Raw genomic sequence first — 3381 nt, 5'->3', positions numbered from 1 at the left:
CGGACAGCGTCCTCGGGATATTATCTCATAAACAGCGTGCCGATGAAATACATATTATTTATAACTATCTTGTCGGGGAAACAGACGATATTTATATCGTATTGTTGTCTGGGACTCCCGCCCCCCGAACTCGTACGCCACCAGCCGTCCGAACTAGTTCCCGATCGGTTGACGGACGAATCTTGAACGAGGCCACATCCGTCCGGTATCACGGCAGACACGCCGTACTTCGGCCGTTTATATACCGGTTCGGCTGAACGCCGACGGCCTCGATATTGGTGAAAAGACGAGCCGGTGTTACTGGTAATCCACTTCGCCGTCGCCCTCGCCGACCCACCCCTCCCGGTCCGGTTCGCGGGAGGCCAGCGGGTCGATGTCCTTGTACCACGGGACGTTTTTCAGTTGTTCTTTGTTGTACGCCAGGTCGTCTTTGGTGTCCCCGGTAAACTCGAAGTTCTGGGTCAACAGGATCGCGTCAACGGGACAGACCTCCTCGCACAGCCGGCAGTAGATGCACTGACCGATGTGGAGGTTGTACTGCTCGCCGTTGCGCATGTCGTCCGTGACGATCTGGATCGTGTCGTTCGGACAGACCTTCTCGCACTGGCGACACCAGATGCAGCGCTCCTGTGAGAACTTGTGGACGCCCCGAAAGCGCGGGGAGACCTCCGGAGTCTCCTCGGGGTACTGGACCGTGAACTTCTCGCCGTCCAGGGCGTGTTTCATCGTCGTTGCCATCGATTTGAGCATTCCGATCATCAGGCGATCACTCCTACGATTACGGCGGTCAATACGAGATTCGCAAGCGACAGTACGAGCATTCCCTTCCAGCCGATCTCGATCAGCTGGTCGATGCGGAGCCGCGGCAGCGCCGACCGAGCCCACTGGGTGAACAGGTAGACAGCCCAGATCTTTGCGATGAACCAGACGATCCCGATGCTCGCGGGGCCGGGACCGGCGGGGCCACCCAAGAACAGCGTCGCGATGACTGCGCCGCCGAGGAAGATGTGCAGGAACTCACCGAGGTAGATCAACACAAAATAGACGCTTGAGTACTCGGTCTGGTAGCCGGCGACGATCTCCGTCGGTGCCTCCGGGATGTCGAAGGGGTTGCGGCCGACCTCCATCAGGTTCGCGATGATGAACAGCACGAACGCGAAGGGGTTGACGAAGGCGTACCACGCCGGGATCGAGACCACGCCGAGATCGAGCAACGGTTCAGCCTGGGCGGCGACGATCTCGCTCATCTGCAGCGACCCGGCGAACAGCACGACCGAGACCGCGATCAGGATAAGCGGGATCTCGTAGGCGAGATTCTGGGCGACAGCCCGGAGCCCGCCGAGCATCGAGAACTTGTTGTTCGAGGCGTAGCCGGCCATCACGAGCCCCAAGGAGGCGATCGACGCGATCGCGAACACGTACACGAGTCCGACTTCGGGGTCTGCGAGGTGGATCCCGCTGCCCATCGGAATTACGGCGAACCCGAGCAGCGCGGAGAACGCGAGGACGATCGGCGCGAGGTCCCACGCCGGGCGGTCGGCCCCCTCTGGCACGATGAGTTCCTTCGAGAGCAGCCGGACCGCGTCGGCCACGATGATCACGAGCCCGAAGGGGCCGAGTCGGTTGACCGCGTAGCGGTCGGTGAACGCGGCGGTCACCTTCCGTTTGGCCCACGGCCCGGCGATCGCGGTCATCGTCATCATCAGCGAGCCGACAATCGTAGCGCCGATGACGGCGGCGATCGCGGTACCGAGTGGCCCCGAACCGAACGGCAACAGCTCGACGATCCGATCGGGCAGCGGCGCGCCCTGCAGCGTGGCGAGCGCCGACGCCATCACCGGTCGACCTCCCCGAGGACGATGTCGAGGCTGCCGAGCGAGGCGACCAGATCGGGGATGTACTCGCCTTCGGCCATCTCCCGCAGGGTGTGGAGGTTACAGAAACACGGGCTGCGGATCTTGAACCGGGCGGGCTTGTCGGTGCCGTCCGAGCGCATGTAGATCCCTAATTCGCCCTTCGCGGCCTCGACACCTCGGTAGACCTCCGTGTCAGGGTCGGGCTTCAGCGTCCGGGGGACGTTCGACTGGATTTCGCGGTCGTCCTCCGGCCAGTCCTCGAGCAGATCGACACACTGTTCGATGATCTTTGCGGACTCTTCGACCTCGCGCATCCGGACGAGGACGCGGCTGTAGTTGTCGCAGCCCTCCTCGGTGATGACGTCCCAATCAAGCTCCTCGTAATAGCCGTAGGGGTCGTCCCGACGGAGGTCGAAGTCGATGCCCGACCCACGGGCGACGGGGCCGGTCGCGCCGTACTGTTTTGCGACCTCGGGCGGAAGTTCGCCGGTGTCAACACAGCGGACCTGGAAGATCTCGTTCGAAGTGATGAGGTTGTGGTACTCGGTCGTCTTCTCAGGCAACCCGTCAAGGAAGTCCCGGATCTTCTCGAAGAACTCCTCGCGGGGTTCGGGGAGGTCCCAGGCGACCCCGCCGAGCCGGAGGTAATTGAACATGAGCCGCTGGCCTGTCAGGTCCTCGAGGATGTTCTGGACGACCTCCCGATCGCGGAAGGCGTACTGGAAAACCGCCGTGAAGTCGCCGAAAACGTCCAGCGCGAACGTGCCGAGGGCCAGCATGTGGCTCGCGATCCGGCACAGCTCGGCGGACATCGTCCGGATGACCTGCGCGTACTCCGGGACGTCGATATCAGCTAGGTCCTCGGCCGCGCGTGCGTACGCCCACTCGTTGAGGATGCCGGCGGAGACGTAGTCCCACCGATCTGGGTACGGCATGATCTGGTGACGGTACGTCGACTGCTGGCACATCTGCTCCTCACAGCGATGGAGGTAGCCGATGTCGGGCTCGACGTCGGCGATCTGCTCGCCGTCGAGGACGGTCTTGACGTGGAGCACGCCGTGGGTCGCCGGGTGGTGGGGGCCGATGTTGATGAACATCGTATCCGACTCCGACCCCTCGCCGCGGGTGTCCGGCTGCAGTGGGTTGGCGTGCTCGCGGAACGGGACGACCTGCGGCTTCTCGGGGTTGTAATCCAGCCCCAGCGGGTGGCCCTGCCACGTCTCGGGCAGCAGGATCCGGCGCATGTCGGGGTGGCCGTCGTACTCGATGCCGACAAGGTCGTAGGCTTCCCGCTCGTGCCACTCGGCGGTCCGGTAGACGGGCTCGCCGGTCTCGCTGACCGGCTCGTCCGTCGGCGTCGGGACGACGACGCCGACCTCCTGTGTCGGATCGTCGTACTTTTTGAGGTGGTAGATCGATTCGAATCGATCCTCGTACTGCTGTGCGGTGACGCTCGAGCAGTAGTCGAAGCCCGCGTCCTCGCGAAGCGTCGAGAGCGCGTCCTGCACCTCGTCGGGGCGGACGA

General features: G+C 63.3%; 3 protein-coding genes. All 3 read right to left on the bottom strand.

Annotated features, from left to right (window positions below; genetic code table 11):
- Positions 1-297 precede the first annotated feature (297 nt).
- Positions 298-759 (bottom strand): NuoI/complex I 23 kDa subunit family protein, encoded by a 462-nt coding sequence (locus tag ACI944_RS13380; RefSeq protein WP_015410287.1) that lies wholly within the window; start codon positions 757-759, stop codon positions 298-300.
- Positions 759-1835, bottom strand: a complete 1077-nt coding sequence (locus ACI944_RS13375) for a complex I subunit 1/NuoH family protein (RefSeq protein ID WP_411719527.1) — start codon at positions 1833-1835, stop codon at positions 759-761. The genes ACI944_RS13380 and ACI944_RS13375 overlap by 1 nt, the downstream gene beginning before the upstream one ends.
- On the bottom strand, positions 1835-3381 hold a 1547-nt coding region (locus ACI944_RS13370), incomplete at its 5' end, for an NADH-quinone oxidoreductase subunit D (protein ID WP_411719526.1). The genes ACI944_RS13370 and ACI944_RS13375, both read right to left, overlap by 1 nt.

This window comes from Natronomonas sp., assembly GCF_046710025.1.
Classification (GTDB): Archaea; Halobacteriota; Halobacteria; order Halobacteriales; family Haloarculaceae; genus Natronomonas.
This window is presented reverse-complemented; position numbering and strand designations above follow the sequence as displayed.

Coding starts and splice junctions, on each gene's coding strand:
- ACI944_RS13375 (WP_411719527.1), bottom strand. CDS start 1,835: ATGGCGTCGGCGCTCGCCACGCTGCAGGGCGCGCCGCTGCCCGATCGG.
- ACI944_RS13380 (WP_015410287.1), bottom strand. CDS start 759: ATGATCGGAATGCTCAAATCGATGGCAACGACGATGAAACACGCCCTG.